Here is a 22,637-nt window from a genome sequence, read left to right on the forward strand (position 1 = left end):
CTTGCATGTATTAGGCACGCCGCCAGCGTTCGTCCTGAGCCAGGATCAAACTCTCCATAATAGAGAACTTAAAAAGCTCATTTTGTTTTGCTGGCATCATCATTAAATGATGTCAAAATTGTTTGCTCTCGGACTAACAAAGTTAGTCGTTCAAGCTATATGTCTTAACGTTTTGCATGTTCAGTTTTCAATGTTCATGTGTTTATATTGTCGTCTTGTTACAGCGACCTTTGTATCTTAACATCTTTTAAACATGAATGTCAACACTAAATCATAAAATTTATTAGAATGATTGGAAAGGTGCGAGCTCACAATGAAAACAAAGCTTTTATTAGTTGTTGCAATGGTATTCTTTTTTTCTCTATTTTTTATTATCCCAAATAATTATTCTTCTATTCTTCCTGTTTTTCAATTGATTGAAAAACCAACTGTCGTGTCCAAAGGAGCACACGGCAAAACAGTAACTATCGATTTAACTTTTGGAAAAGAGGATATGGAAACTTTTTTAAAAAACCTCGAAGCACCCTATCCACATTTTTTTATAAGCGAGGATTGGATAAAACGTTCACCTACTCTCATAAAAGTTATGAAGGAAAAAAATATTCCGATTAGTCTCTTAGGGCAAGAAGGTGCTAAATATATTGAAGACCCTACATTATTCAAAAAGGAAATAGATCAATTTGAAAAGTTAGTTGGTGAAATTCCTCTTTGGTTCCGCACGAAGGACTATGAGTTTCCAGTGGAATTGCAAAAGACTGCTTGGGAATACGAAGTAAATTTACTAAGCTCAAGCATGTATTGGGTTGAAGGAGAACCGAATCCAAAGTTACAAAAAGGTGATATCCTTAGCGTTCCGCTCCATCAAGAGGAACGAATGGATATGAAACAATTAAATCAATTACTAAAATCAGATTCTTTTCTATCTATTGAACAAAATATATTCGGTCTAACAACTAAAAGTAAAGCAATACCAGAATAACAACAAATTGTTCATGCCCAAGTTCTTCGCAAAAAAACTGCTCTGACTATATGTCAGAGCAGTTTTTATTTTGTCTTTAAAACAGCAGCTTCTTTTCTTGCTTTTCTACGTGCTTCTAATTTCAATCGGTCTTCCTCCGATTTTGCATTGTACTTTGGCAAAGCTAATAATTGATATGCATTAACTCCGAGAATTGGGAACAATAATAACGTCACCCAACTATCTACGTTGTCTGCACGAACCATCAATACTGGCAACCATTCTAAAGTTGATACAACAATCATAAAAAACAATGCTGAAATTAATGTATGTTTTTTTGTCATATTCGCTTTTACAATAGCTACAATAACTGCTGTAATTATTAAAACCGCCAATAAACCAACATATAACCATATTTGACCTGTTGTTTCAGCATTCGGTTTGAAGCGGAAAAATATTAAATCCAAAATTACAATTGCAATGATTAATAATTGAACCCAATTCCATAAAGTAAGTGTTCTGAAAATATTTACACCCATTTGATGAATCGTTAAGTAAGCAAAATAGCCCATTTGGGTAATGACACTTACTGTGAATCCCATAATAACCATAAAAGCGAATGCAGCAAAAAATTCGCTCCATTGCCCTGCTTCAAAATACTTTGCAAAAGCATCGTTCCAACGTATAAATAAACCTAACACACCTGTGATTAGTCCGCCTATCCACATTGCGTTTAGAAAAAATTTAAACCAGTTTCGAATTGTCACGGCAAAAAATCCTCCATATTTTAAAACTTCCTTTATAGATTGTAACAACCATTAACGAAAAAATCTATTTGTTCCTTACATCTATACATAATTAAATGAAAAATGTGAACAATAATCGAAAGGATGGTGACTGACTTGAAGTATCTTGCCCTCGTTTTATTAACTATTGGCCTGTTAGCGGGTTGTAATAATCCCACCTCATCTGCTCCTTCCTATGAGGAGATGAAAAAAATGATGATTGATGCATTACAAACAGAGGAAGGGAAAAAATCAATACGAAAACTTTTAGATGACCCTGAATTTCAAGGCCTTTTAGTAATTGACAGCGAACAAGTGAAGAAATCCGTTGAACAAACGATGTTATCAAAGGATGCAGAAGAGTTTTGGAAAGAAGTTTACCAAGACCCCAAATTTTCCGAAACAATGGCGAAAAGTATGTTGAAGCAACAAGAAGAACTAATGAAGTCTCTAATGAAAGATCCGACGTACTTAAAAGATTTAGAAAGCTTTTTTGGTTCAGCTGATATGAAAAAGGAATTAGGAAAAATACTACAGTCTAGTGACATGCGAAAAGAAATGGAAAAAGTTGTGGAAGAAACGATTCAAAGTCCTCTATTACAAACGAAGTGGCAAAAACTAGTTGAAGAAGCTGGCTCTGGTTCACAAAAAGGTGGAGGTGGAGGCGAGTCTTCCGATAAAGGTTCAGAATCCTCTCAGGATAAAGAGAAACAAGATGAAACACAAAAATAAGGCCGATCCTTGTTGGGAAACGGCCTTTTTCTTATGCTTTTTCAATTACTTTTTGAGCAATATCTAAATAAATTTTACCTGTTTCATGTGTTTCTGCATATACTGACGGTGCAAAGTCAATGTCGTTCCAATCAGGTTGACCAAGTGGAATTTGTCCTAGCAACTCAGTGCGTAATTCCTCTGCAAGTTTTGGACCGCCACCTTTACCAAATACCATCTCTCGTTCACCTGTTGATTTGGATTCATACCACGACATATTTTCAATAACACCTAATATTTCATGATCTGTTTGCAGAGCCATTGCGCCAGCTCTTGCAGCAACAAATGCAGCTGTTGGGTGAGGTGTCGTTACGACGATTTCTTTAGATGCAGGTAACATTTGGTGAATATCTAAAGCAACATCACCTGTACCTGGCGGCAAGTCTAGTAGTAGAAAGTCTAACTCTCCCCACTCTACATCTTTAAAAAATTGATCTAAAACTTTTCCAAGCATTGGTCCACGCCATACAACTGGTGTATTATTTTCCACGAAGAATCCCATAGAAATGACTTTTACACCTTTACGCTCTACAGGAATAATTCGATCTTCTTTTATTTGTGGAGTATCTTTTACACCCATCATGTCTGGAACACTGAAGCCGTAGATATCTGCATCTACTAAACCAACTTTTTTCCCTAAACGCGCTAGAGCTACTGCCAAGTTTACAGAAACCGTTGATTTACCAACCCCACCTTTACCTGATGCGATAGAAATGATTTTCACTTTACTATTCGGAGAAAGAATACTTTCATTGTCGCTGCCTTTTGCTTGACCGCGGAATTGTTCTAACACTTCTTTTGGTAGCTCTTCGAATCGGATGCCGACAGTTGCTGCTCCCGCATTTTTTAGAACTTCTACAACTTTCCCTTGCAGTTGCATTTGCTCACCAGAGTTAATTTTTGCAATTGCTAGTTTCACACTTACATGATTTTTTTCTTCTTTTATGGAAACATCTGAAATTCCGTTCGTTTCTTCCAGAGTTCTATGTAAAAATGGATCATTTAATTCTCCAAGTAACTCACGAACCTGTTGTTCATTAATCATTTGTAGACACTCCCCTTTTAGTTAACTATTCGCATTATAGTATACCATACACGAGTGCCTACAAACCCTACATTGCTCTTAGTAAATATTATCTTCTACAAAGCGACTTACACCTTTTGCGATTGCTTCTACCATTTTCTTTTGATACTTTTCAGATTTTAATAATTCTCTTTCCTCATTATTACTCAAAAATCCTGTTTCAACTAGTACAGCTGGAGCCTTTGCTTTCTTTAAAATATATACTTGTTTAATCGCAAGTGCTTCTCTTTCTGTATTTCCTATATCTTCACGAATTGCACCTTGAATAGATTTTGCTAATAGTTCGCCACCCTCGTGTCCTTCTGCATGATAAAATACTTGCGCTCCTCTCCATCTCTCTTCTGGAACTGCATTTACATGTAGACTTAACACAATATCCGCTTCGGAATTATTCATTATTTCTTCTCGAAGGAGTAAATCCGCACGCTTTCTAGCGCGAGTTGTATTATAGCTCTCATCTGGAGTATGCTCGGCGATCGCGTCCCCTTCTTTACTCCGTGTCATTACTACAGTTGCTCCTTTTGCTTTTAGTTCTTTCTCTAACTTTAGAGACATCGCCAGAGTAATATCTCTCTCCACCGTTTCTCCGTGGCTTGCCCCTCCGTCTATACCTCCATGCCCGGGGTCAATCACAATTTTCACTCCACTTAATGGTTCTGGTAAGAAGAAACTTAAATCGCTTGCTTTCGTTCCATAAAATACAGCAAGCAGAGAAATCAAAAACAATACTAAGATAACAAGCCACTTTTTCAGATCTATCGCTCCTTTTTCACTCATTATACGTATGAGGGACAAAGAGTATGTTAGCTTTATTGAACAACTTATTTATTCATTTCCCAATCCGATATATTCCTTTTTTATCTCTTAATCTACAACCATTTTTTACGAAAATACTTATCATATGCTCATTACTTTCATCTGTACTTCCAACATAATAATGAGCTTGGATCTTTTTCATCAGTTCTAGCGTAATCTTATGAATCTCTAATCCAAAACCTCTCCCTCTCATTTCTGGAACAATTCCGAAGTAGAACATTCTTCCTTCATCTTTCGTTCCATTTTCAATATGAGGAATACTTACCCCAACTAATTCGTTTTCTTTTAAAAAGTAATAGCAATTGCTTCTCCACGCTTCTCCTAGTTCACTACTTAAGGAGGTCATCACTTGTTCCATTGGCTGAGGGATATTTTTATTTGCTGTTCCTGTTCGGCATAAGTCATATGCTTCTGCAAACTCCAAATCAGTCATCAATCCTTCTGATAAAGAATGGAAAGTTAGATTAGTTTCTACGTGATATGTTTCATCTAATGTTTTTACATATTCATGAATGACCGAAATTTTTCGAAACCCATTATCCAGTAACCAGTTTTCAAATGCTTCTTCCATTAATAAAGATACATATTCAATTTCACCTTTCTTATACTCCATCAGTATTTTTGTCAAAGCTTCTTTATAATCTTCTTCAGAATTGCCTTTAATCTTTACTTGATCGACTAGCCAAAATGCTTTTTTATTTTTAATTATATTGAATAAATTCATACAAATTCCTCCATCTATATCGTTCTTTTCATTCCATGATAGAAAATAAAAAAACGTTAGACAAACCCCTAGTAAGTTTATCTAACGACTTCCTATTAAGTCCTGTTCTTCATCACTTTATCACTTAAATAGAAGGACGGTAATGCTAGCACAGTAATGACACCTATAATAATAAATACTATGGATCCTCCGTTTAAAACATCTAACAGAAAGCCTCCTAAACTTGGCCCGGCAATTTTACCAATCGAACTAACTCCTGATAAAGCAAAGTAAGTCCCTTTTTCGTGATCCTCACAAATTTCGTCAATATGTACATCGGTCATTGTAAACACGAGTACCTCTCCCGCTGTAAAGATCACCATTGCAAATATTAGAAAAAGAATATGTTCACTTTGACCAAATAATAATAACCCGACAGAAAGACATGTACTTCCAATGATTAGACATGCAGTTGTACTAATTACTTCACCGAGTTTATAAACAAAATACTGAATTACTAGTACAGTAATCGCATTTGTTGTAATGAGCCAAGCAAAATATTTCAATGCAAGCTCATGGTTAAACGTAATCCCTAAATATTGACTTAGTGTAGAATCGAACTGGCTATAACCAAAGCTGATGAATATTAAAGCTACTATAAAAAGGGTGAATCCATAATCTTTCTTGAATACGTAGAAAGACTGAAATATAGATACTTTTTTTGAATTCGTTGTTTCTTGTTTAATAGGATACTTTTTAAATAACAGTGCAAATGTAATGATATTGACTAGAAAAATAAAACCTACTGTGAAAAACAGTGTATCTGTCCCAAACTTTTGAAAATAAACAGATGTAAGCGGGGCAATTGCAGCGGATATATTGATTAAAAAATAGCGAATGTTAAAGATGAATCTTCTGTTTTCCGGTTCTGTGTAAAGACTTAATAATACCCGGTAGGTTGGTTCTACAATCGCTTGACTGACCCCAAGAATAGCTGCAAATATAATGAATCCAACATATTGATCGATAAATGGGAAATACATATAACTAATAAAATAGCCAACTAACCCAGCAAATATAACCTTATCTTTAGGATATTTATCTATGTATGGACCTATAAAGAAACTGACAATCAATTTTGATAAGGCAAGGGTGGAAATGATCGTACCTATTTGAACACCAGAGTAATCAAATTCATCTAATAAAAACAAAGTTAAGTACGGCAATACTAAAAACGTTCCAAATCTTGCAATAAAAATACTAATTAGAATTGTAGATATTACTACATTAAATTTACTTTTCATATGGTACCTCTTTTTCTCACAAAATTACCTTCCTAAGACATAAAAGAATAAATACATACATCTTTCCCTTTCAAAACAATCTCTTCTTCTAGCTTCATTCCATTTTTAATCGCTACTTTTCTGGAAGCTTGATTATCTGGTTGAATGAGTGAAATAAATCTAGTTATTCCTAATTGTTTTATTCCTCGATTAAGAAATGTTTTCGCCGCTTCAGAAGCATAACCTTTTCCCCAATATTCTCGAGCAATCCAATAACCTATTTCTAATTGTTGCTTACCATTTATAGTTTGTGGAACAATTCCAGCGTGGCCAATTGGTATATTATCTTCTTTTCGAACAATTAGCTTTAACCCATATTCTTCATTTGACTTGTAATGGCTTAGAATCCAGTCTAAAAACAATTGTGTTTCTTGCACATCACGTGTATTGCCATTTCCTATATATCGAACCATTTCAGGATCAGATAAAATGGAATACAAAAAATCAAAATCCGCTTGATCATACAGTCGATATGTTAGCCTCTCTGACGTAAATTTCATTCCCTCCACCTCCAATCCAATAAATTATTTCTATTTCCTAAATATCTCTTAATATACACCTCAAAAAAAACGGATACAATCACTTTTCCAAATAAAAATCTAGACATAAGTTACAGAATTATTACTGGTGCCTGGCACCAGTAATACTTCTGTTGTTTTCAATAACGATAAAAATACTATTCTTTTCTATAGCTAATAAGATTTTTTCTAATAAAAAAAGACCCCCAACCAAATTGGTTGAGAGCCTTTTGAAAATTTGAAATTAACGTTTTGAGAACTGAGGTGCACGACGAGCGCCTTTAAGTCCTGGTTTTTTACGTTCTTTCATACGTGGGTCACGTGTTAAGAATCCTGCAGATTTCAATGCTGGACGGAAATCAGGATCTACTGTAAGTAGTGCACGTGCAATACCGTGACGGATTGCTCCTGCTTGACCTGTGAATCCACCACCATTAACATTTACGTGGATATCGTAGCTACCTAGAGTTTGAGTAGTTACTAATGGTTGTTTAATGATTTCACGTAAAGTTTCGAATGGTACGTAATCTTCTACGTCACGTTTGTTGATAATGATTTTTCCTTCGCCTGGTACTAAACGTACGCGTGCTACTGAACTTTTACGGCGACCAGTGCCGATATATTGAACTTGTGCCAAGTGTATGTCCTCCTCTTAATTATTATCCGCGAAGCTCGTATGCTTCTGGTTGTTGTGCCGCATGTGGATGCTCTGCTCCAGCGTAAACGTTTAGTTTAGTAAACATTTGACGTCCTAAAGAGTTTTTAGGAAGCATACCTTTGATAGCTAATTCGATCATTTTCGTTGGGTACTTAGTACGCATTTCTAAAGCTGTACGTTGTTTAAGTCCACCAGAGAATTGAGTGTGACGGTAGTAAATTTTGTCATTTAACTTGTTCCCAGTTAAATGAATTTTGTCAGCGTTGATAATGATCACATGATCACCTGTATCAACGTTAGGTGTGAATGTTGGTTTGTTTTTACCACGTAAAATAGCTGCAACTTCTGAAGCTAGACGACCAAGAGTTTGGCCTTCAGCGTCAACTACTAACCATTTACGTTCTACTTCGTGACCTTTAGCCATGAATGTTGTACGCATGTATTTTGTCCTCCTAATTCAATCATAATCGATCTATAATTTTCTATATCCTCATACCAATAAGTTTCGGGGCTTATATTGTGGGGTTAATGAAAATACCATACATCATCATACCGTGAATAGGTGATTTAGTCAAGTATTTTTCAAAAAACACCTGGAAAAGTTGCTTCATTCGAAATACTCCACATTCTCCAAGTATAAACCGTGTGCTGGCGCGGTTTTTCCCGCCTTCTTTCGATCACAAGATTCCAGAATATCTCTTATCTCTTCTACACTTTTTTTTCCGATTGCAATTTCCCATAAAGTACCCGCAATTATTCGAACCATATTATATAAAAAACCGTTTCCGTTAATAACCATATGCAATTGGTTTGACCCTTTTTGGACTTCCAGTTTGATCGAATGAACCGTTCTAACAAAATCTTTCACGCTTGTATTAGAAGCACAAAAACTTGAAAAGTCATGTGTTCCAAGTAAATAACAAGATGCTTGTTTCATTAATTCGATATTCGGCTTATAACGATCTGCATGAACAGTAAAATTTCGCTCAAATGGACTATGTATTTCATTTAACGACCAAATATAACGATACGTTTTCCCTTTAGCATCAAAACGTGCATGAAAATCATCTCGTACTTGTTCTACCGATAATATGCGAATATCTCTTGGAAGTTGTACATTTAACGCCGTTTTCCATCTATCATTAGGTAGTGTGAGCGTACTATCAAAATGGATGACTTGGCCCGTTGCATGCACACCTGCATCCGTTCTTCCGCTAGCAACAACCTTCACACTTTCTCCTTTATGCATGGTTTGAAGTACCCGCTCTAATTCTAATTGAACAGTTCTTTTCCCTGGTTGCACCTGATAACCAGAAAACTCACTCCCATCATAACTAAAGATTGCTTTTAACCTCAACACTCACACCTCATTCTATTGCCTTAAAAATACAAGTACCCCTGCTAATACAACCAGTGAAAACATAGTAATCGTATCTCGTAATTCCCACTCAAGCTTACGATATCTTGTTCTTCCTTCTCCACCTTTATATCCTCTTACTTCCATGGCTGTTGCTAAATCTTCTGCACGCTTGAAAGCACTCACAAATAGTGGAATAAGAAGTGGAACAATGGCGTTCATTCTCTCTTTCAAACTACCTGTTGTCATATCAGACCCTCTAGCCATTTGCGCTTTCATTATTTTATCGGTTTCATCCATCAATGTTGGGATAAACCTTAACGAAATTGACATCATTAGTGCTAATTCGTGCACAGGAAGCTTCCATTTCTTCAATGGGTTTAATAATGTCTCTAATGCATCTGTAATCGAAATAGGGGTCGTAGTGAGCGTTAAAATAGATGTTAAAATGACAAGTACAAAAAAACGAATGGATATGAATATCCCTTGTCGTAAACCCTCTTCGTAAATCGTAATAAATTTCCAATGGTAAATGACGTCGCCTTCTCGTGTAAATATTAAATGCAATAAAAATGTAAAGATGATTAATATTACGACAGGCTTCAATCCGTTTATTAGGAAATACAGTCTTATTTTAGACATACGAATAATTAAAAATGTAAATACAACCAAAACTCCATATGTAATCCAGTTATTAGCGATAAATACGATAGCTATAAATAAAAATACAAATATCAATTTTGCACGTGCATCTAATCGGTGAATAAATGAATCGCCAGGAATGTAACGTCCAAATATCATTTTTTCTAGCATTACTCCTCACGCTCCTTTTTAATCAGTTGCGCAAGCTCTTCTGCTAGAGACTCTTCTGTTAAGCAAATTGTAGGTAGTTTTTTCCCTATCATTTGTTCTATCTTTTTTTGAAATCGAACACTTTGAGGCAACTCTAGTCGGAATTCCGTAAGACGCTCTTCATGTGCAAAAATTTCTTGAGGAGTACCCTCTAATACACATTTACCGTTATGCATTATCGCAATTTGGTCTGCATATCTCGCTGCATCTTCCATACTATGAGTTACTAGAACGGTAGTTAAACCTTTTTCTTTGTGAAGTGTATAGAATAAATCCATTATTTCCTTCCGACCTCTTGGGTCAAGACCAGCAGTGGGCTCGTCTAATACAAGTACTTTTGGATTCATCGCAAGTACACCAGCAATTGCCACTCTTCGCATTTGCCCACCTGATAAGTCAAAAGGTGATTTCTCTAATACTTCCTCTGGCAAGCCTAATAATTGGGTTAACTCGATAGCGCGACGTTTTGCTTCTACTTCTGGAACACCGAAATTCATAGGTCCGAACATAATATCCTTCAAAACAGTTTCATCAAACAATTGATGTTCTGGAAATTGAAAAACAATTCCTACTTTTTGTCTTACTTCTCTTAATTGCTTGTTTTTTTTATCTGCTTTTACTTCTACATCACCGATATTTATAGAACCATCTGTAGGTTTTAGTAATGCATTTAAATGTTGTAATATTGTCGATTTACCGGAACCTGTGTGACCAATAATAGCTTGATACGAACCTGACGCAATATGCAAGTCCACATCAAATAGTGCACGTTTTTCAAATGGTGTATTTTTCGCATAAGCATAGCTTACTTGTTGAAGTGTGATGTCCATAAATCATTCACCAACTCTTCTTCTGACATATGATCTGCAACTAACGGGATTCCTTGCGCTCGTAATAAACGAGAAATATTCATGGCAAAAGGTAAATCCAAACCGAGGTCAACTAATTCCTGCCCTTTTTGGAATATCTCTTCTGGTGTACCTTCTACATATTTCTCCCCTTGATTCATCATAATTACTCTATCTGCAAGTAGTGCTTCTTCTAAGTCATGGGTAATAGATATTACAGTTAAGTCTGTTTCTTCTTTTAGTTGACGTACTGTAGCAAGTACCTCTTCTCTACCTTGTGGATCTAACATAGAAGTAGCTTCATCTAACAACAATATCTTTGGCTTTAATGCAATAGCACCAGCAATTGCTACACGTTGTTTTTGTCCGCCCGATAAATGATGAGGCTCACTATTCATGAATTCACTCATGTTCACTTTTGCTAAAGATGCTTCTACTCGCTCTACCATTTCCTCAAAAGGGATACCATTGTTTTCTAATGCAAAAGCTACATCATCCTGGACAGTTGCTCCTACAAATTGATTGTCTGGATTTTGAAATACCATACCCATTTGAGAACGGGTTTCCCATAAATTTTGTTCATTTAAAGTTTCCCCAAAAACACGTACCGTTCCCGTCTGAGGAAATAGAAGACCATTCATTAATCGTGCAAGTGTCGATTTACCGGAACCATTATGTCCAACAATCGCAACCCATTGGCTTTCGTAAATTGTATACGATACATTATTTAATGCAGGACGTACATTACTATCATCTGTTGCATATGTAAAAGTTACATCTTGTAAAGAAATAATTTCGCGTTTCATCCTTTACCTCCTCTAGCTCATCTCAGCTGTACTAAACTCTACTTAACCATTCTACGATAAAATAAAAAAGCGCGCACCTCATTTTGAGAAATGCGCTCTTCTATAACTGCTTCAAGATTGGCTGCTCAAGACCAATCAGGAAAATGAGGTGCGTAGAGCTAGACGAGACGCTACTTATCAATTACGCCTTGGCGTAAATGAGTCCGCTCATCATAACACTCAGCTTTTATATTGTCGTATAAATCTAATAAATAAGTTTGAAAAAAGAAGAGGGTGGTAGAAACACCAATTGCCCTCTTCAGATTTTATGATTAAACTAACTCAATTACTACAACTGGTGCTCCGTCTCCGCGACGAGGTCCAACTTTCATAATACGAGTGTAACCGCCTTGACGATCTGCATAGCGTGGTGCTACATCATCAAACAATTTTTGTAATGCAAAAACTGTTGATTCGTTACCTTCTTCATCAGTAGAAGTTGCTACTTCACGACGAATGTAAGCAGCAGCTTGACGACGTGCATGCAAATCTCCGCGTTTACCTAAAGTGATCATTTTTTCAACAACTGAACGTAATTCTTTTGCACGTGCTTCAGTAGTTTGAAGGCGCTCATGAATGATTAAATCAGTTGTTAAGTCACGTAACATCGCTTTACGTTGAGAACTTGTACGTCCAAGTTTTCTGTAACCCATGGATGTTTCCCTCCTTTGGTGAATAGTTCAAATCTTGCTATATCAAAATCGCTTAGTCTTCTTTACGTAATCCTAAGCCAAGCTCATCTAACTTCGCTTTTACTTCTTCTAGAGATTTACGTCCTAGGTTTCTTACTTTCATCATGTCATCTTCTGATTTGCTTGCAAGCTCTAATACTGTATTAATACCAGCGCGTTTCAAGCAATTATAAGAACGAACAGAAAGATCAAGTTCTTCGATAGTCATCTCTAATACTTTTTCTTTTTGGTCTTCTTCTTTTTCAACCATGATTTCAGCAGTTTGTGCCTCATCTGTCATCCCTACAAAAATATTCAAATGCTCCGTTAAAATTTTCGCTCCAAGCGAAATCGCCTCTTTTGGACCGGTGCTGCCATCTGTCCACACATCAAGAGTTAATTTATCGTAGTTGGATAATTGGCCAACACGAGTATTTTCCACTTGAAAATTAACGCGTGAAACTGGAGTGTAAATAGAGTCGATCGGGATTACGCCGATAGGAAGATCCTCACGTTTGTTTTGATCAGCAGGAGTGTAGCCACGGCCTCGACCAGCGTACATACGCATACGGAAATGACCATTTTTGCCGATTGTTGCAATATAGAGTTCTGGGTTCAAAATCTCAACATCACTGTCATGTGTAATGTCAGCTGCTGTAACGGTCCCCTCTCCTTTTACATCAATCTCAATGACTTTTTCTTCATCAGAGTAGATTTTCAAAGCTAGTTTCTTCACATTCATAATAATAGATGCAACATCTTCCACTACGCCTTCAATAGTTGAAAACTCATGTAATACGCCATCAATTTGAATAGAAGTAACTGCAGCTCCTGGTAAAGAAGACAGAAGGATACGACGTAAAGAATTGCCCAAAGTATTTCCATAGCCACGTTCTAGCGGTTCTACAACAAATTTACCAAATTTGGCATTTTCGCTGACTTCTACACTTTCAATCTTTGGTTTTTCAATTTCGATCATTCCAATTTACCCTCCCTCAAAACATCGAATGTATAGGTTCTTTCCATCATGAATTCGATCGTTTAACTGATTGCTGTTCGCACAACCACAGTCTGTACAATAAATGATGTTCTCAAACAATTAAGTTTCACCTATTATACGCGACGACGTTTTGGTGGACGGCAACCATTATGTGGTACTGGTGTTACGTCTTTAATAGCTGTAACTTCTAGACCTGCAGCTTGAAGTGCACGGATAGCCGCTTCACGACCAGCACCAGGACCTTTAACTGTTACTTCTAATGTTTTTAGACCATGTTCCATGGAAGTTTTTGCAGCAGTTTCAGCAGCCATTTGTGCAGCGAATGGTGTAGATTTACGAGAACCTCTGAATCCAAGAGCTCCAGCACTAGACCAAGAAAGTGCATTACCTTGCATGTCTGTAATAGTCACAATTGTGTTATTAAATGTTGAGCGGATGTGAGCAATACCGGATTCGATATTCTTTTTCACACGACGCTTACGTGTTTGTTGTTTACGTGCCATGTTAAGAAGAAACCTCCTTTACCGATTATTTTTTCTTGTTCGCAACTGTCTTACGAGGACCTTTACGAGTACGAGCATTGTTCTTCGTATTTTGTCCGCGCACAGGTAAACCGCGACGGTGACGGATACCACGGAATGATCCGATTTCCATCAAGCGTTTAATGTTAAGTGATACTTCACGACGAAGGTCACCTTCTACTTTAAATGCACCAATTTGTTCACGGATTTTGTTTAACTCGTCTTCTGTAAGATCGCGTACGCGAGTTTCTTCAGAAATACCAGCTCCTACAAGTACTTTTTGTGCAGTTGTTTTACCAATTCCGTAAATATATGTTAATGAAATAACAACGCGTTTATCGCGTGGAATGTCAACACCAGCAATACGTGCCATATGTGTCGTGCACCTCCTTCTAATTAGCCTTGTCTTTGTTTGTGTTTAGGATTTTCACAGATTACCATTACTTTACCGCGTCGGCGAATTACCTTACATTTTTCGCAGATCGGTTTCACAGATGGTCTCACTTTCATCTAACCTAACCTCCTTAGTAGTCCGGAGTGCAAAAGATTATTTAAAACGGTACGTGATACGACCGCGAGTTAAATCGTAAGGAGATAGTTCAATTGTGACTTTATCTCCAGGTAAAATACGAATGAAGTGCATACGAATTTTACCCGATACATGCGCAAGTATCGTATGACCGTTTTCTAATTCTACCTTAAACATCGCGTTTGGCAAAGTCTCAACAACTGTTCCTTCGACTTCAATTACATCATCTTTCGCCATCAACCCTGTCTCCCTTCTATATACAAATCAGGTTCTCATCAATATTCAAACGTAATTTGCTGTTAGTATAGCCTCTAATAGAACGAAACTATTCGTTTCAAGCATATGTTTGGAAATCATGAGAGATGTTCGAAAGACACTCGTAAGGTTTCGCTTTTAGCAATCCACGGAGTAGACTGACTGGTAGAAACCTGTCTCCCTCATGTCAACATGTTCGTACGAAAGTGTTGGATGAGTCCCAATGTACCCGTTCGTTACATAGATGCTTCCACGAAACCCATTATACCCCTTCAGAAAGTGAAATGCACGTGGACTAGGGGGTCCTCGCTTTTATACATTTCTTCTCGTCCGTTCGTATACCGGGCGCAATATGCTTTTGCAGCTCTCGAAAAAAAACGTTTTCGTTCTTTGCATACTGCCCGGGTATTCAGTCGATCTGCGACAGGCACCGGGCTATTAGATGCGGTTGCCCTGTAACAGAGCATCTAGATCAGCAAAAACTTTTGTAATTTCTTGCTGTCCATTAATATTAGCTAAAATACCTTTGTTCTCATAATAATCAAGCAAAGGTTGAGTTTGCTTCATATTTACTTCCAGACGGTTTGTCACCGTTTCCGGATTATCATCCGCTCTTTGATAAAGCTCTCCACCATCTTTGTCACATACCCCATCTTTTATTGGTGGGTTAAAAACTAGATGGTAAGCAGTGCCACATTCTTTACAGATGCGACGACCAGTTAGACGTTTAATCAATTCTTCTTGCACTACTTGAATGTTCAACACATGTTCAAGTGATTTCCCTAGATCCGAAAGTAAAGCATCAAGTGCTTCTGCTTGAGGAACTGTACGTGGAAAACCGTCAAGTAAGAATCCATTTTCACAATCTGGTTTACTCAATCTTTCACGGACAATACCAATCGTTACTTCATCTGGCACTAAAGCACCTTGATCCATAAACGATTTTGCTTTTAAACCAAGTTCCGTACCATCTTTTATTGCTGCACGAAACATATCGCCTGTAGAAATATGAGGGATTGCGTACTTCTCAACAATTTTATCTGCTTGTGTACCTTTACCGGCACCTGGCAGACCCATTAAAACGATATTCATACGGAAATGCCCCCTCAGGACTATTTTGTAGATTTTTAGGAACTATATCGTTCCTAAAAACCAACATTATTTCATAAAACCTTTATAGTGACGTTTAACTAATTGTGATTCAAGTGTTTTCATCGTCTCAAGGGCAACACCCACAATGATTAGTAAACTTGTTCCGCCAATTTGTGCTGATTGCGGAAGTCCCGCAAATTTAACAAACAATAATGGCATGATTGCTATAATCGCAAGGAATATAGAACCAACAAAAGTCAAACGGTATAATACGCTAGTCAAGTAGTTCTGTGTGTTTATTCCCGGACGAATCCCTGGAATATACGCACCTTGCTTTTTCAAATTGTCTGCTACATTCTCTGGATTCACCTGAATGAATGCATAGAAGTAAGTAAACGCAAGGATTAAAGCAACGTAAATTGTCATACCAATAGGCTGTGTGTAATCTAATGCATGCGTAATAAAGTCAGTGACCTTATTTTGACCAAAAAACAACACAATAGATTGTGGAGCCATCAGGAAAGCAGATGCAAAAATTACCGGGATAACTCCCGCAGCATTTACTTTTAAAGGTAAGTGTGTTTGTTGACCACCCGTTTGAGCAGTACCAGCAACACGTTTCGCATATTGGATAGGAATTTTACGCAACGCTTGTTGTACATAAATAACTCCAACCGTAACAGCGATAATAGCCAATAATAGTAAAGCTAACACAATAATATTGATAAATAACGCTTCTCCAGCATCTTGAATTTTTTGCGCATACACTTGGTTTACTGCACTCGGAATAGCAGCTGCGATACCAGCGAAGATAATAATAGAAATACCATTACCAACACCTTTTGCAGTAATCTGCTCACCTAACCACATTAAAAATGCAGTACCTGCAGTTAACACAATTGCAATAACAAGATATGTCATGATGCCTTCGTCATTTATTAAAGTACCGCTATACATACGGTTAAAACCATATGACATAGCAAATGCTTGAATAAAAGCTAAAACGATTGTGAAGTAACGAGTGAACTGAGCAAGTTTACGTCTTCCGACTTCCCCTTGTTTAGACCACTCTGTAAACTTCGGTACTACGTCCATTTGCAATAATTGCACGATAATGGATGCAGTAATGTATGGCATAATTCCCATTGCTAGAATGGAGAAGTTCTTTAAAGCTCCACCGCCAAATGTATTTAAAAATCCGATCAAACCTAATTGATCCGTTTGTTTTAAAACATTTGCATCGACATTCGGTACTGGTATAAAAGTTCCGATACGAAAGACGATTAACATTAATAAAGTAAAAATGATTTTATTTCGAATATCTCTCACACGCATAAAGTTGGAGATTGTCTGAAACATTAAACCACCTCTGTTTGTCCGCCAGCATTCTCAATTGCTTCTTTAGCTGAAGCAGAGAATTTGTGAGCTTTTACAGTTAATTTCTTGTCAAGTGTTCCATTACCTAGAATCTTGATACCTGATTTTTCACTACTCACTACACCTGTTTCAATTAATAATGCAGGTGTTACTTCTGTGCCTTCTTCGAAACGATTTAATGTGTCAAGGTTCACAATTGCAAATTCTTTACGATTAATGTTCGTAAATCCACGTTTTGGCAAACGACGGAATAATGGGTTTTGACCGCCCTCAAATCCAGGACGAACCCCTCCTCCAGAACGAGCGTTTTGACCTTTATGACCTTTACCTGCAGTTTTACCATTACCAGAACCGATACCGCGACCTACGCGATTACGTGTAGAACGAGATCCTTCTGATGGTTTTAACTCATGTAGTTTCATATGGTGGCACCTCCTTATTCTTAAAATAAACCTTAAATTTCTTTCAAAGTTACTAAGTGAGCTACTTTGCCAACCATCCCGCGGATAGCTGCGTTGTCTTGATGCTCAACTGTTTGGTGTAATTTACGTAATCCAAGAGCTTCTGCTGTTTTGCGTTGATTTGGTTTAGTACCAATCAGGCTTTTAGTAAGGGTAATTTCTAATTTAGTTGCCATTGTAATTTCCCCCCTTATCCTAACAGTTCTTCTACTGATTTACCACGTAATTTAGCAACGTCCTCAGCACGTTTTAGTTCAGTTAATCCTTGTACTGTAGCACGAACCATGTTGATAGGTGTGTTAGATCCAAGTGATTTAGAAAGAATATCTGTAATACCAGCTAACTCTAGTACGGCACGCACTGGACCACCAGCGATAACCCCTGTACCAGGTGCAGCAGGTTTAACTAGAATAGATCCAGCTCCAAAGCGACCAATTACTTGGTGAGGAGTAGTTCCGCCAACTCTAGGTACTTCGATTAAGTTCTTCTTCGCATCTTCAACTGCTTTACGGATTGCATCTGGAACCTCTTGTGCTTTACCAGTACCAAATCCTACATGTCCATTCTTGTCACCGACAACTACTAATGCAGTAAAACGGAAACGACGTCCACCTTTTACAACTTTAGCAACACGGTTAATCGTAACTACGCGTTCTTCAAGTTCAAGTTTGTTTGGGTCAATACCACGCATGAAATATGTCCCTCCTTCTTCTTAAAATTCTAAGCCGTTTTCACGTGCAGCTTCAGCTAACGCTTTAACACGTCCATGATATAAGTAACCGCCACGGTCGAATACAACAGATTTGATGTTCTTTTCAACAGCGCGTTTTGCGATTGTTTCACCGATTGTAGCAGCAGCTTCAACGTTACCTGCTGTACCATTGAAATCTTTATCCATAGTAGACGCACTAACGATTGTTACACCTTGTGAATCATCGATAAGTTGTGCGTAAATATGTTTATTAGAACGGAATACATTTAAACGAGGACGTTCAGTAGTACCCGTGATTTTTGTACGTACACGTGCATGACGTTTTTTACGAACTTGATTTTTGTCTTGTTTCGTAATCACAGTGGTCACTCCTTTCTAATGCGAAATGCATTATTTACCTGTTTTACCTTCTTTGCGGCGTACAACTTCGCCTTCATAACGAATACCTTTACCTTTGTAAGGCTCTGGTGGACGTACTTGACGAATGTTAGATGCTAAAGCACCAACGCGTTCTTTGCTAATACCGCGAACGATAATCTTTGTATTAGAAGGAACTTCAACTTCAATTCCATCTTCAGGAGTGAACTCAACTGGATGTGAATACCCTACGTTAAGTACAAGTTTCTTACCTTGTAGTTGCGCACGGTAACCAACCCCAACTAACTCAAGTCCACGTTCAAATCCTTTAGACACACCTAGTACCATGTTTGCTAATAAAGCACGTGTTGTTCCATGGATTGTACGGTGTTCTTTAGACTCTGAAGGACGTACTAAAGTAATGACATTACCTTCTTGTTCAATTTTAATATCTTGATTAAAAGATCTTGTTAATTCACCTTTTGGTCCTTTAACTACTACTGTATTGTCAGCGTTAACTGTTACAGCAACATCTGCAGGAACCTCAATTGGTTTTTTACCTACTCGAGACATTTTGTTGCACCTCCATTCGTTTGTTGATTATTACCAAACGTAAGCTACGATTTCTCCGCCAACTTGTTTAGCGCGAGCTTCTTTATCTGTTAATAAACCATTTGAAGTAGAAACTAAAGCGATTCCTAAACCATTCAATACTTTAGGCACTTCATTTGTTTTAGCATAAACACGTAAACCAGGTTTTGAAATACGTTTCAAACCAGTAATAACGCGTTCGTCGTTTTGACCATATTTTAAGAAGATGCGAATGATTCCTTGTTTGCTATCTTCTACATACTCAACATCACGTACGAAACCTTCGCGTTTTAAAATTTCAGCGATTTCCTTTTTCAGGTTTGAAGCAGGAACTTCTAATTTCTCGTGACGAACCATGTTAGCATTACGAATGCGTGTAAGCATATCTGCAATTGGATCTGACATTGTCATTACATTTACCTCCTTCCCAGTTATAGGGGATTACCAGCTTGCTTTTTTAACGCCAGGAATTTGTCCCTTGTATGCAAGTTCACGGAAACAAATACGGCAAAGCTTAAATTTACGATATACAGAGTGCGGACGTCCACAGCGCTCACAGCGTGTGTATTCTTGCACTTTGAACTTTGGCGTACGTTGTTGTTTAACGATCATTGATTTTTTAGCCACGTTTTCGCCTCCCTTATTTTACTTTTGGAATGGCATACCGAATTGTGTTAATAACTCACGAGCTTCTTCGTCAGAGTTCGCAGTTGTTACAATTACGATGTCCATACCGCGTACTTTCGAAACTTTATCATAATCGATTTCAGGGAAGATTAATTGTTCTTTAACTCCAAGAGTGTAGTTACCGCGACCGTCAAATGCTTTTTTAGAAACACCACGGAAGTCACGTACACGAGGAAGAGAAATAGCGATTAATTTATCCAAAAAGTCATACATACGCTCACCGCGTAGAGTAACTTTTGCACCGATAGGCATTCCTTCACGAAGACGGAAACCAGCGATCGATTTTTTAGCTTTCGTAACTACAGGTTTTTGACCTGAGATAATTTGTAATTCTTCAACAGCAGCGTCAAGTGCTTTTGAATTGGAAACAGCATCACCCACACCCATATTGATAACGATTTTATCAACTTTAGGTACTTGCATTACTGATTTATATTCAAACTTGCTCATAAGAGCCGGAGAAACTTCCTTAAGATATTTTTCTTTTAGGCGGTTCATGTGTGTACCTCCCTTCTTTTTACTTATTTAATAATTTCACCAGATTTTTTCGCAACACGAACTTTTTTGCCATCTTCTACTTTATAACCTACGCGAGTCGGCTCGCCAGTTTTTGGGTCGATTAACATAACATTCGAAACGTGAATTGCAGCCTCTTGACTTACAATTCCGCCTTGCGGATTAGCTTGGTTTGGCTTCATATGTTTTTTGACGATGTTTACACCTTCAACTAACACACGGTCTTTCTTAGGAAAAGCAGAAAGGATAACACCTGTTTTCCCTTTATCTTTACCTGAGATTACCTTTACTTTGTCGCCTTTTTTAACATGCATTCTGTCGCACCTCCTTGATTGGCACTTTCATGTAAATTAAAGAACTTCTGGAGCTAAAGATACGATTTTCATGAAGTTGCTGTCACGTAGTTCACGCGCGACAGGTCCGAAAATACGAGTTCCACGCGGTCCTTTATCATCTTTAATGATAACGCATGCGTTCTCATCGAATTTGATATAAGTACCGTCTTTACGGCGTACGCCGCTTTTAGTGCGAACGATTACAGCTTTAACGACGTCACCTTTCTTGACAACGCCACCTGGTGTTGCTTTCTTAACTGTACATACGACGATATCGCCGATATTAGCAGTTTTACGTCCAGTACCACCAAGTACTTTAATAGTTAAAACTTCACGTGCACCTGAGTTGTCTGCAACTTTCATACGAGTTTCTTGTTGGATCACTTAGGTTACCTCCCTTCGGAATTAATAAGTTCCGAATTTTATTATTAGATAATAACCGCTTTTTCTACAACTTCCACGAGACGGAAACGTTTTGTAGCTGACAGCGGACGAGTTTCCATGATGCGTACGATATCGCCGATTTGCGCTTCGTTTTGCTCATCATGAGCCTTAAATTTCTTAGAATACTTAACACGTTTACCGTATAATTTGTGTTTTTTATGAGTTTCAACTAAAACAGTGATTGTTTTATCCATTTTATCAGAAACTACACGGCCAGTGTATACTTTGCGTTGATTACGCTCAGTCATGCCTGAAAACCTCCTTTATCAGTTGTTTGCACTGATTTCTCTTTCGCGAATCACAGTTTTCATACGCGCAATCGCTTTACGTACTTCACGAATGCGAGCTGTGTTTTCTAATTGACCAGTCGCCAATTGGAAGCGCAGGTTGAAAAGCTCTTCTTTCAGTGATTTTACTTTTTGTTCGATTTCTGCAGTAGTAAGTTCACGGATGTCATTAGCTTTCATTAGATTCACCACCAATTTCTTGACGTTTAACTACTTTACATTTAACAGGAAGCTTATGTGATGCTAAGCGTAGCGCTTCACGAGCGATCTCTTCAGATACACCAGCAATTTCAAACATAACTTTTCCTGGTTTTACTACAGCTACCCAACCTTCAGGAGCACCTTTACCGGAACCCATACGAACCTCAAGAGGCTTTTTCGTGTAAGGTTTATGTGGGAAAATTTTAATCCAAACTTTACCGCCACGTTTCATGTAACGTGTCATTGCAATACGAGCTGATTCGATTTGACGGCTTGTAATCCAGCTTGCTTCAGTTGCTTGTAAACCGAATTCACCGAATGATACTTCTTTACCGCCTTTCGCTTCACCACGCATTTTTCCGCGGTGTTCACGACGATATTTAACGCGTTTAGGCATTAACATATTATTTGCCTCCTTCCTCAGAGTTCTTCTTCACTGGAAGGACTTCACCACGATAGATCCATACTTTAACGCCTAGCTTACCATAAGTTGTGTCAGCTTCAGCATGTGCATAATCAATGTCAGCACGTAATGTATGAAGTGGTACAGTACCTTCACTATAGTGTTCAGCACGCGCGATGTCAGCGCCGCCAAGACGACCAGATACTTGAGTTTTAATACCTTTAGCGCCTGCACGCATTGTGCGTTGAATTGCTTGTTTTTGAGCACGACGGAAAGATATGCGGCCTTCTAATTGACGTGCGATACTTTCTGCTACTAATTTAGCATCCAAGTCTGCTCTTTTAATTTCTACGATGTTGATGTGTACACGCTTGCCAGTAGTGTCGTTTAAGTGTTTACGAAGTGCTTCAACTTCAGTACCACCTTTACCGATTACCATACCTGGTTTCGCAGTGTGAATTGTAATATTTACACGCTTAGCAGCACGTTCAATTTCAACTTTAGAAACTGATGCGTCTTTTAAACGAGTTTCAATGTGCTTACGAATTTTCAAGTCTTCGTGAAGTAGAGTTGCATAGTCTTTTCCAGCGTACCATTTTGACTCCCAGTCACGAATAATACCTACTCGTAATCCTATTGGATGTACTTTTTGACCCACGG

The 22,637-nt window shown here is 37.8% G+C and carries 36 protein-coding genes and 1 rRNA gene; 2 read left to right on the top strand and 35 right to left on the bottom strand.

The window, feature by feature from the left end:
• Positions 1 to 61 (bottom strand): 16S ribosomal RNA (locus tag FG384_RS14890); the annotation flags it as partial.
• Positions 62 to 313: 252 nt separating this feature from the next.
• On the opposite strand from FG384_RS14890, the gene FG384_RS14895 reads away from it, so the two are divergent.
• Entirely contained in the window at positions 314 to 979 is a 666-nt protein-coding gene (locus tag FG384_RS14895; protein ID WP_142643386.1) for a hypothetical protein, read from the top strand.
• A gap of 65 nt (positions 980 to 1,044) precedes the next feature.
• Here FG384_RS14895 and FG384_RS14900 read toward each other — a convergent pair whose 3' ends face one another.
• On the bottom strand, positions 1,045 to 1,725 hold the full coding sequence (locus FG384_RS14900; RefSeq protein WP_142643387.1) for a KinB-signaling pathway activation protein: 681 nt from the start codon (positions 1,723 to 1,725) through the stop codon (positions 1,045 to 1,047).
• A gap of 123 nt (positions 1,726 to 1,848) precedes the next feature.
• Between FG384_RS14900 and gerD the strand changes: the two genes are divergently transcribed.
• On the top strand, positions 1,849 to 2,475 hold the full coding sequence (gerD, locus tag FG384_RS14905; RefSeq protein ID WP_205961810.1) for a spore germination lipoprotein GerD: 627 nt from the start codon (positions 1,849 to 1,851) through the stop codon (positions 2,473 to 2,475).
• Positions 2,476 to 2,506: 31 nt separating this feature from the next.
• Here the strand turns inward: gerD and FG384_RS14910 are convergent, their stop codons facing one another.
• From FG384_RS14910 to rpsC, 33 genes are all read right to left on the bottom strand, one after another.
• Positions 2,507 to 3,559: an Mrp/NBP35 family ATP-binding protein gene (locus FG384_RS14910; RefSeq protein WP_142643389.1), complete on the bottom strand. Its 1,053-nt coding sequence runs from the start codon at positions 3,557 to 3,559 to the stop codon at positions 2,507 to 2,509.
• A gap of 78 nt (positions 3,560 to 3,637) precedes the next feature.
• Positions 3,638 to 4,351 carry an N-acetylmuramoyl-L-alanine amidase gene (locus FG384_RS14915; protein ID WP_142643530.1) on the bottom strand — a complete coding sequence of 238 codons (714 nt, stop codon included), beginning with the start codon at positions 4,349 to 4,351 and terminating at the stop codon, positions 3,638 to 3,640.
• A 76-nt stretch (positions 4,352 to 4,427) separates the two neighbouring features.
• Positions 4,428 to 5,138, bottom strand: coding sequence for a GNAT family N-acetyltransferase (locus FG384_RS14920; protein ID WP_142643390.1), 711 nt, complete (start codon positions 5,136 to 5,138; stop codon positions 4,428 to 4,430).
• A gap of 95 nt (positions 5,139 to 5,233) precedes the next feature.
• On the bottom strand, positions 5,234 to 6,421 hold the full coding sequence (locus FG384_RS14925) for an MFS transporter (RefSeq protein WP_142643391.1): 1,188 nt from the start codon (positions 6,419 to 6,421) through the stop codon (positions 5,234 to 5,236).
• A gap of 32 nt (positions 6,422 to 6,453) precedes the next feature.
• Complete coding sequence (locus FG384_RS14930; RefSeq protein WP_142643392.1) at positions 6,454 to 6,960, bottom strand: GNAT family N-acetyltransferase; 507 nt, start codon at positions 6,958 to 6,960, stop codon at positions 6,454 to 6,456.
• 262 nt (positions 6,961 to 7,222) lie between these two features.
• Complete coding sequence (gene rpsI / locus FG384_RS14935; protein ID WP_142643393.1) at positions 7,223 to 7,615, bottom strand: 30S ribosomal protein S9; 393 nt, start codon at positions 7,613 to 7,615, stop codon at positions 7,223 to 7,225.
• A 22-nt stretch (positions 7,616 to 7,637) separates the two neighbouring features.
• Positions 7,638 to 8,075, bottom strand: a complete 438-nt coding sequence (gene rplM, locus FG384_RS14940) for a 50S ribosomal protein L13 (protein WP_142643394.1) — start codon at positions 8,073 to 8,075, stop codon at positions 7,638 to 7,640.
• Between the two features lie 168 nt (positions 8,076 to 8,243).
• Positions 8,244 to 8,996 (bottom strand): tRNA pseudouridine(38-40) synthase TruA, encoded by a 753-nt coding sequence (truA, locus tag FG384_RS14945; RefSeq protein ID WP_142643395.1) that lies wholly within the window; start codon positions 8,994 to 8,996, stop codon positions 8,244 to 8,246.
• 12 nt (positions 8,997 to 9,008) lie between these two features.
• Complete coding sequence (locus tag FG384_RS14950) at positions 9,009 to 9,806, bottom strand: energy-coupling factor transporter transmembrane component T family protein (RefSeq protein ID WP_142643396.1); 798 nt, start codon at positions 9,804 to 9,806, stop codon at positions 9,009 to 9,011.
• A complete protein-coding gene (locus FG384_RS14955; protein ID WP_142643397.1) occupies positions 9,806 to 10,675 on the bottom strand; it encodes an energy-coupling factor ABC transporter ATP-binding protein in 870 nt (289 codons plus the stop codon). Before FG384_RS14955 ends, FG384_RS14950 begins: the two co-directional genes overlap by 1 nt.
• Positions 10,651 to 11,499 carry an energy-coupling factor ABC transporter ATP-binding protein gene (locus tag FG384_RS14960; protein WP_142643398.1) on the bottom strand — a complete coding sequence of 283 codons (849 nt, stop codon included), beginning with the start codon at positions 11,497 to 11,499 and terminating at the stop codon, positions 10,651 to 10,653. Before FG384_RS14960 ends, FG384_RS14955 begins: the two co-directional genes overlap by 25 nt.
• Before the next feature lie 311 nt (positions 11,500 to 11,810).
• Positions 11,811 to 12,191, bottom strand: coding sequence for a 50S ribosomal protein L17 (rplQ, locus tag FG384_RS14965; RefSeq protein WP_142643399.1), 381 nt, complete (start codon positions 12,189 to 12,191; stop codon positions 11,811 to 11,813).
• A 52-nt stretch (positions 12,192 to 12,243) separates the two neighbouring features.
• Complete coding sequence (locus FG384_RS14970) at positions 12,244 to 13,188, bottom strand: DNA-directed RNA polymerase subunit alpha (protein WP_142643400.1); 945 nt, start codon at positions 13,186 to 13,188, stop codon at positions 12,244 to 12,246.
• 134 nt (positions 13,189 to 13,322) lie between these two features.
• On the bottom strand, positions 13,323 to 13,712 hold the full coding sequence (gene rpsK, locus FG384_RS14975; RefSeq protein ID WP_053591340.1) for a 30S ribosomal protein S11: 390 nt from the start codon (positions 13,710 to 13,712) through the stop codon (positions 13,323 to 13,325).
• A 25-nt stretch (positions 13,713 to 13,737) separates the two neighbouring features.
• Positions 13,738 to 14,103, bottom strand: coding sequence for a 30S ribosomal protein S13 (rpsM, locus tag FG384_RS14980; RefSeq protein ID WP_142643401.1), 366 nt, complete (start codon positions 14,101 to 14,103; stop codon positions 13,738 to 13,740).
• Between the two features lie 23 nt (positions 14,104 to 14,126).
• Positions 14,127 to 14,240, bottom strand: a complete 114-nt coding sequence (rpmJ, locus tag FG384_RS14985; RefSeq protein WP_003247619.1) for a 50S ribosomal protein L36 — start codon at positions 14,238 to 14,240, stop codon at positions 14,127 to 14,129.
• A 37-nt stretch (positions 14,241 to 14,277) separates the two neighbouring features.
• Positions 14,278 to 14,496 carry a translation initiation factor IF-1 gene (infA, locus tag FG384_RS14990; protein ID WP_016429904.1) on the bottom strand — a complete coding sequence of 73 codons (219 nt, stop codon included), beginning with the start codon at positions 14,494 to 14,496 and terminating at the stop codon, positions 14,278 to 14,280.
• A gap of 456 nt (positions 14,497 to 14,952) precedes the next feature.
• Positions 14,953 to 15,606, bottom strand: coding sequence for an adenylate kinase (locus FG384_RS14995; protein ID WP_142643402.1), 654 nt, complete (start codon positions 15,604 to 15,606; stop codon positions 14,953 to 14,955).
• 66 nt (positions 15,607 to 15,672) lie between these two features.
• Positions 15,673 to 16,965, bottom strand: coding sequence for a preprotein translocase subunit SecY (gene secY, locus FG384_RS15000; RefSeq protein ID WP_142643403.1), 1,293 nt, complete (start codon positions 16,963 to 16,965; stop codon positions 15,673 to 15,675).
• The gene (gene rplO, locus FG384_RS15005) at positions 16,965 to 17,405 is read right to left on the bottom strand and encodes a 50S ribosomal protein L15 (RefSeq protein WP_142643404.1); all 441 of its coding nucleotides are present in this window, start codon (positions 17,403 to 17,405) and stop codon (positions 16,965 to 16,967) included. Before rplO ends, secY begins: the two co-directional genes overlap by 1 nt.
• A 32-nt stretch (positions 17,406 to 17,437) precedes the next feature.
• Positions 17,438 to 17,620, bottom strand: coding sequence for a 50S ribosomal protein L30 (gene rpmD, locus FG384_RS15010; RefSeq protein WP_142538201.1), 183 nt, complete (start codon positions 17,618 to 17,620; stop codon positions 17,438 to 17,440).
• Positions 17,621 to 17,634: 14 nt separating this feature from the next.
• Positions 17,635 to 18,135: a 30S ribosomal protein S5 gene (gene rpsE, locus FG384_RS15015; RefSeq protein WP_142643405.1), complete on the bottom strand. Its 501-nt coding sequence runs from the start codon at positions 18,133 to 18,135 to the stop codon at positions 17,635 to 17,637.
• Between the two features lie 21 nt (positions 18,136 to 18,156).
• Complete coding sequence (rplR, locus tag FG384_RS15020) at positions 18,157 to 18,516, bottom strand: 50S ribosomal protein L18 (protein WP_142643406.1); 360 nt, start codon at positions 18,514 to 18,516, stop codon at positions 18,157 to 18,159.
• A 30-nt stretch (positions 18,517 to 18,546) separates the two neighbouring features.
• Entirely contained in the window at positions 18,547 to 19,086 is a 540-nt protein-coding gene (rplF, locus tag FG384_RS15025) for a 50S ribosomal protein L6 (protein WP_142643407.1), read from the bottom strand.
• A gap of 30 nt (positions 19,087 to 19,116) precedes the next feature.
• Complete coding sequence (gene rpsH, locus FG384_RS15030) at positions 19,117 to 19,515, bottom strand: 30S ribosomal protein S8 (protein WP_142643408.1); 399 nt, start codon at positions 19,513 to 19,515, stop codon at positions 19,117 to 19,119.
• A gap of 30 nt (positions 19,516 to 19,545) precedes the next feature.
• Positions 19,546 to 19,731, bottom strand: a complete 186-nt coding sequence (gene rpsN / locus FG384_RS15035; protein WP_053591330.1) for a 30S ribosomal protein S14 — start codon at positions 19,729 to 19,731, stop codon at positions 19,546 to 19,548.
• Between the two features lie 18 nt (positions 19,732 to 19,749).
• A complete protein-coding gene (gene rplE / locus FG384_RS15040; protein WP_142643409.1) occupies positions 19,750 to 20,289 on the bottom strand; it encodes a 50S ribosomal protein L5 in 540 nt (179 codons plus the stop codon).
• Positions 20,290 to 20,312: 23 nt separating this feature from the next.
• Complete coding sequence (gene rplX / locus FG384_RS15045; protein WP_142643410.1) at positions 20,313 to 20,621, bottom strand: 50S ribosomal protein L24; 309 nt, start codon at positions 20,619 to 20,621, stop codon at positions 20,313 to 20,315.
• 36 nt (positions 20,622 to 20,657) lie between these two features.
• Complete coding sequence (gene rplN, locus FG384_RS15050; protein ID WP_053591327.1) at positions 20,658 to 21,026, bottom strand: 50S ribosomal protein L14; 369 nt, start codon at positions 21,024 to 21,026, stop codon at positions 20,658 to 20,660.
• Positions 21,027 to 21,070: 44 nt separating this feature from the next.
• Positions 21,071 to 21,334, bottom strand: coding sequence for a 30S ribosomal protein S17 (gene rpsQ, locus FG384_RS15055; RefSeq protein WP_142643411.1), 264 nt, complete (start codon positions 21,332 to 21,334; stop codon positions 21,071 to 21,073).
• An 18-nt stretch (positions 21,335 to 21,352) separates the two neighbouring features.
• Positions 21,353 to 21,553 carry a 50S ribosomal protein L29 gene (gene rpmC / locus FG384_RS15060; RefSeq protein ID WP_053591325.1) on the bottom strand — a complete coding sequence of 67 codons (201 nt, stop codon included), beginning with the start codon at positions 21,551 to 21,553 and terminating at the stop codon, positions 21,353 to 21,355.
• Positions 21,543 to 21,977: a 50S ribosomal protein L16 gene (gene rplP / locus FG384_RS15065; protein ID WP_053591324.1), complete on the bottom strand. Its 435-nt coding sequence runs from the start codon at positions 21,975 to 21,977 to the stop codon at positions 21,543 to 21,545. Before rplP ends, rpmC begins: the two co-directional genes overlap by 11 nt.
• 1 nt (position 21,978) lies before the next feature.
• Positions 21,979 to 22,635 (bottom strand): 30S ribosomal protein S3, encoded by a 657-nt coding sequence (gene rpsC / locus FG384_RS15070; RefSeq protein WP_142643412.1) that lies wholly within the window; start codon positions 22,633 to 22,635, stop codon positions 21,979 to 21,981.
• Between the last annotated feature and the right edge of the window lie 2 nt (positions 22,636 to 22,637).

The organism is Psychrobacillus vulpis (assembly GCF_006861825.1).
GTDB classification, from domain to species: domain Bacteria; phylum Bacillota; class Bacilli; order Bacillales_A; family Planococcaceae; genus Psychrobacillus; species Psychrobacillus vulpis.

What these genes read in the sequence shown, in the direction of transcription:
- FG384_RS14950 (WP_142643396.1), bottom strand. Translation starts at nt 9,806, where the DNA reads ATGCTAGAAAAAATGATATTTGGACGTTACATTCCTGGCGATTCATTT.
- gerD (WP_205961810.1), top strand. Translation starts at nt 1,849, where the DNA reads ATGGTGACTGACTTGAAGTATCTTGCCCTCGTTTTATTAACTATTGGC.
- rpsE (WP_142643405.1), bottom strand. Translation starts at nt 18,135, where the DNA reads ATGCGTGGTATTGACCCAAACAAACTTGAACTTGAAGAACGCGTAGTT.
- infA (WP_016429904.1), bottom strand. Translation starts at nt 14,496, where the DNA reads ATGGCGAAAGATGATGTAATTGAAGTCGAAGGAACAGTTGTTGAGACT.
- FG384_RS14920 (WP_142643390.1), bottom strand. Translation starts at nt 5,138, where the DNA reads ATGAATTTATTCAATATAATTAAAAATAAAAAAGCATTTTGGCTAGTC.
- rpsH (WP_142643408.1), bottom strand. Translation starts at nt 19,515, where the DNA reads ATGACAATGTCAGATCCAATTGCAGATATGCTTACACGCATTCGTAAT.
- rplE (WP_142643409.1), bottom strand. Translation starts at nt 20,289, where the DNA reads ATGAACCGCCTAAAAGAAAAATATCTTAAGGAAGTTTCTCCGGCTCTT.
- FG384_RS14895 (WP_142643386.1), top strand. Translation starts at nt 314, where the DNA reads ATGAAAACAAAGCTTTTATTAGTTGTTGCAATGGTATTCTTTTTTTCT.
- rplX (WP_142643410.1), bottom strand. Translation starts at nt 20,621, where the DNA reads ATGCATGTTAAAAAAGGCGACAAAGTAAAGGTAATCTCAGGTAAAGAT.
- FG384_RS14960 (WP_142643398.1), bottom strand. Translation starts at nt 11,499, where the DNA reads ATGAAACGCGAAATTATTTCTTTACAAGATGTAACTTTTACATATGCA.
- FG384_RS14925 (WP_142643391.1), bottom strand. Translation starts at nt 6,421, where the DNA reads ATGAAAAGTAAATTTAATGTAGTAATATCTACAATTCTAATTAGTATT.
- FG384_RS14955 (WP_142643397.1), bottom strand. Translation starts at nt 10,675, where the DNA reads ATGGACATCACACTTCAACAAGTAAGCTATGCTTATGCGAAAAATACA.
- rplQ (WP_142643399.1), bottom strand. Translation starts at nt 12,191, where the DNA reads ATGGGTTACAGAAAACTTGGACGTACAAGTTCTCAACGTAAAGCGATG.
- FG384_RS14930 (WP_142643392.1), bottom strand. Translation starts at nt 6,960, where the DNA reads ATGAAATTTACGTCAGAGAGGCTAACATATCGACTGTATGATCAAGCG.
- rpmJ (WP_003247619.1), bottom strand. Translation starts at nt 14,240, where the DNA reads ATGAAAGTGAGACCATCTGTGAAACCGATCTGCGAAAAATGTAAGGTA.
- rpsK (WP_053591340.1), bottom strand. Translation starts at nt 13,712, where the DNA reads ATGGCACGTAAACAACAAACACGTAAGCGTCGTGTGAAAAAGAATATC.
- rplF (WP_142643407.1), bottom strand. Translation starts at nt 19,086, where the DNA reads ATGTCTCGAGTAGGTAAAAAACCAATTGAGGTTCCTGCAGATGTTGCT.
- FG384_RS14910 (WP_142643389.1), bottom strand. Translation starts at nt 3,559, where the DNA reads ATGATTAATGAACAACAGGTTCGTGAGTTACTTGGAGAATTAAATGAT.
- rplM (WP_142643394.1), bottom strand. Translation starts at nt 8,075, where the DNA reads ATGCGTACAACATTCATGGCTAAAGGTCACGAAGTAGAACGTAAATGG.
- rplO (WP_142643404.1), bottom strand. Translation starts at nt 17,405, where the DNA reads ATGAAACTACATGAGTTAAAACCATCAGAAGGATCTCGTTCTACACGT.
- rpsM (WP_142643401.1), bottom strand. Translation starts at nt 14,103, where the DNA reads ATGGCACGTATTGCTGGTGTTGACATTCCACGCGATAAACGCGTTGTT.
- rpmC (WP_053591325.1), bottom strand. Translation starts at nt 21,553, where the DNA reads ATGAAAGCTAATGACATCCGTGAACTTACTACTGCAGAAATCGAACAA.
- rplP (WP_053591324.1), bottom strand. Translation starts at nt 21,977, where the DNA reads ATGTTAATGCCTAAACGCGTTAAATATCGTCGTGAACACCGCGGAAAA.
- secY (WP_142643403.1), bottom strand. Translation starts at nt 16,965, where the DNA reads ATGTTTCAGACAATCTCCAACTTTATGCGTGTGAGAGATATTCGAAAT.
- FG384_RS14970 (WP_142643400.1), bottom strand. Translation starts at nt 13,188, where the DNA reads ATGATCGAAATTGAAAAACCAAAGATTGAAAGTGTAGAAGTCAGCGAA.
- rpmD (WP_142538201.1), bottom strand. Translation starts at nt 17,620, where the DNA reads ATGGCAACTAAATTAGAAATTACCCTTACTAAAAGCCTGATTGGTACT.
- rpsQ (WP_142643411.1), bottom strand. Translation starts at nt 21,334, where the DNA reads ATGACTGAGCGTAATCAACGCAAAGTATACACTGGCCGTGTAGTTTCT.
- FG384_RS14995 (WP_142643402.1), bottom strand. Translation starts at nt 15,606, where the DNA reads ATGAATATCGTTTTAATGGGTCTGCCAGGTGCCGGTAAAGGTACACAA.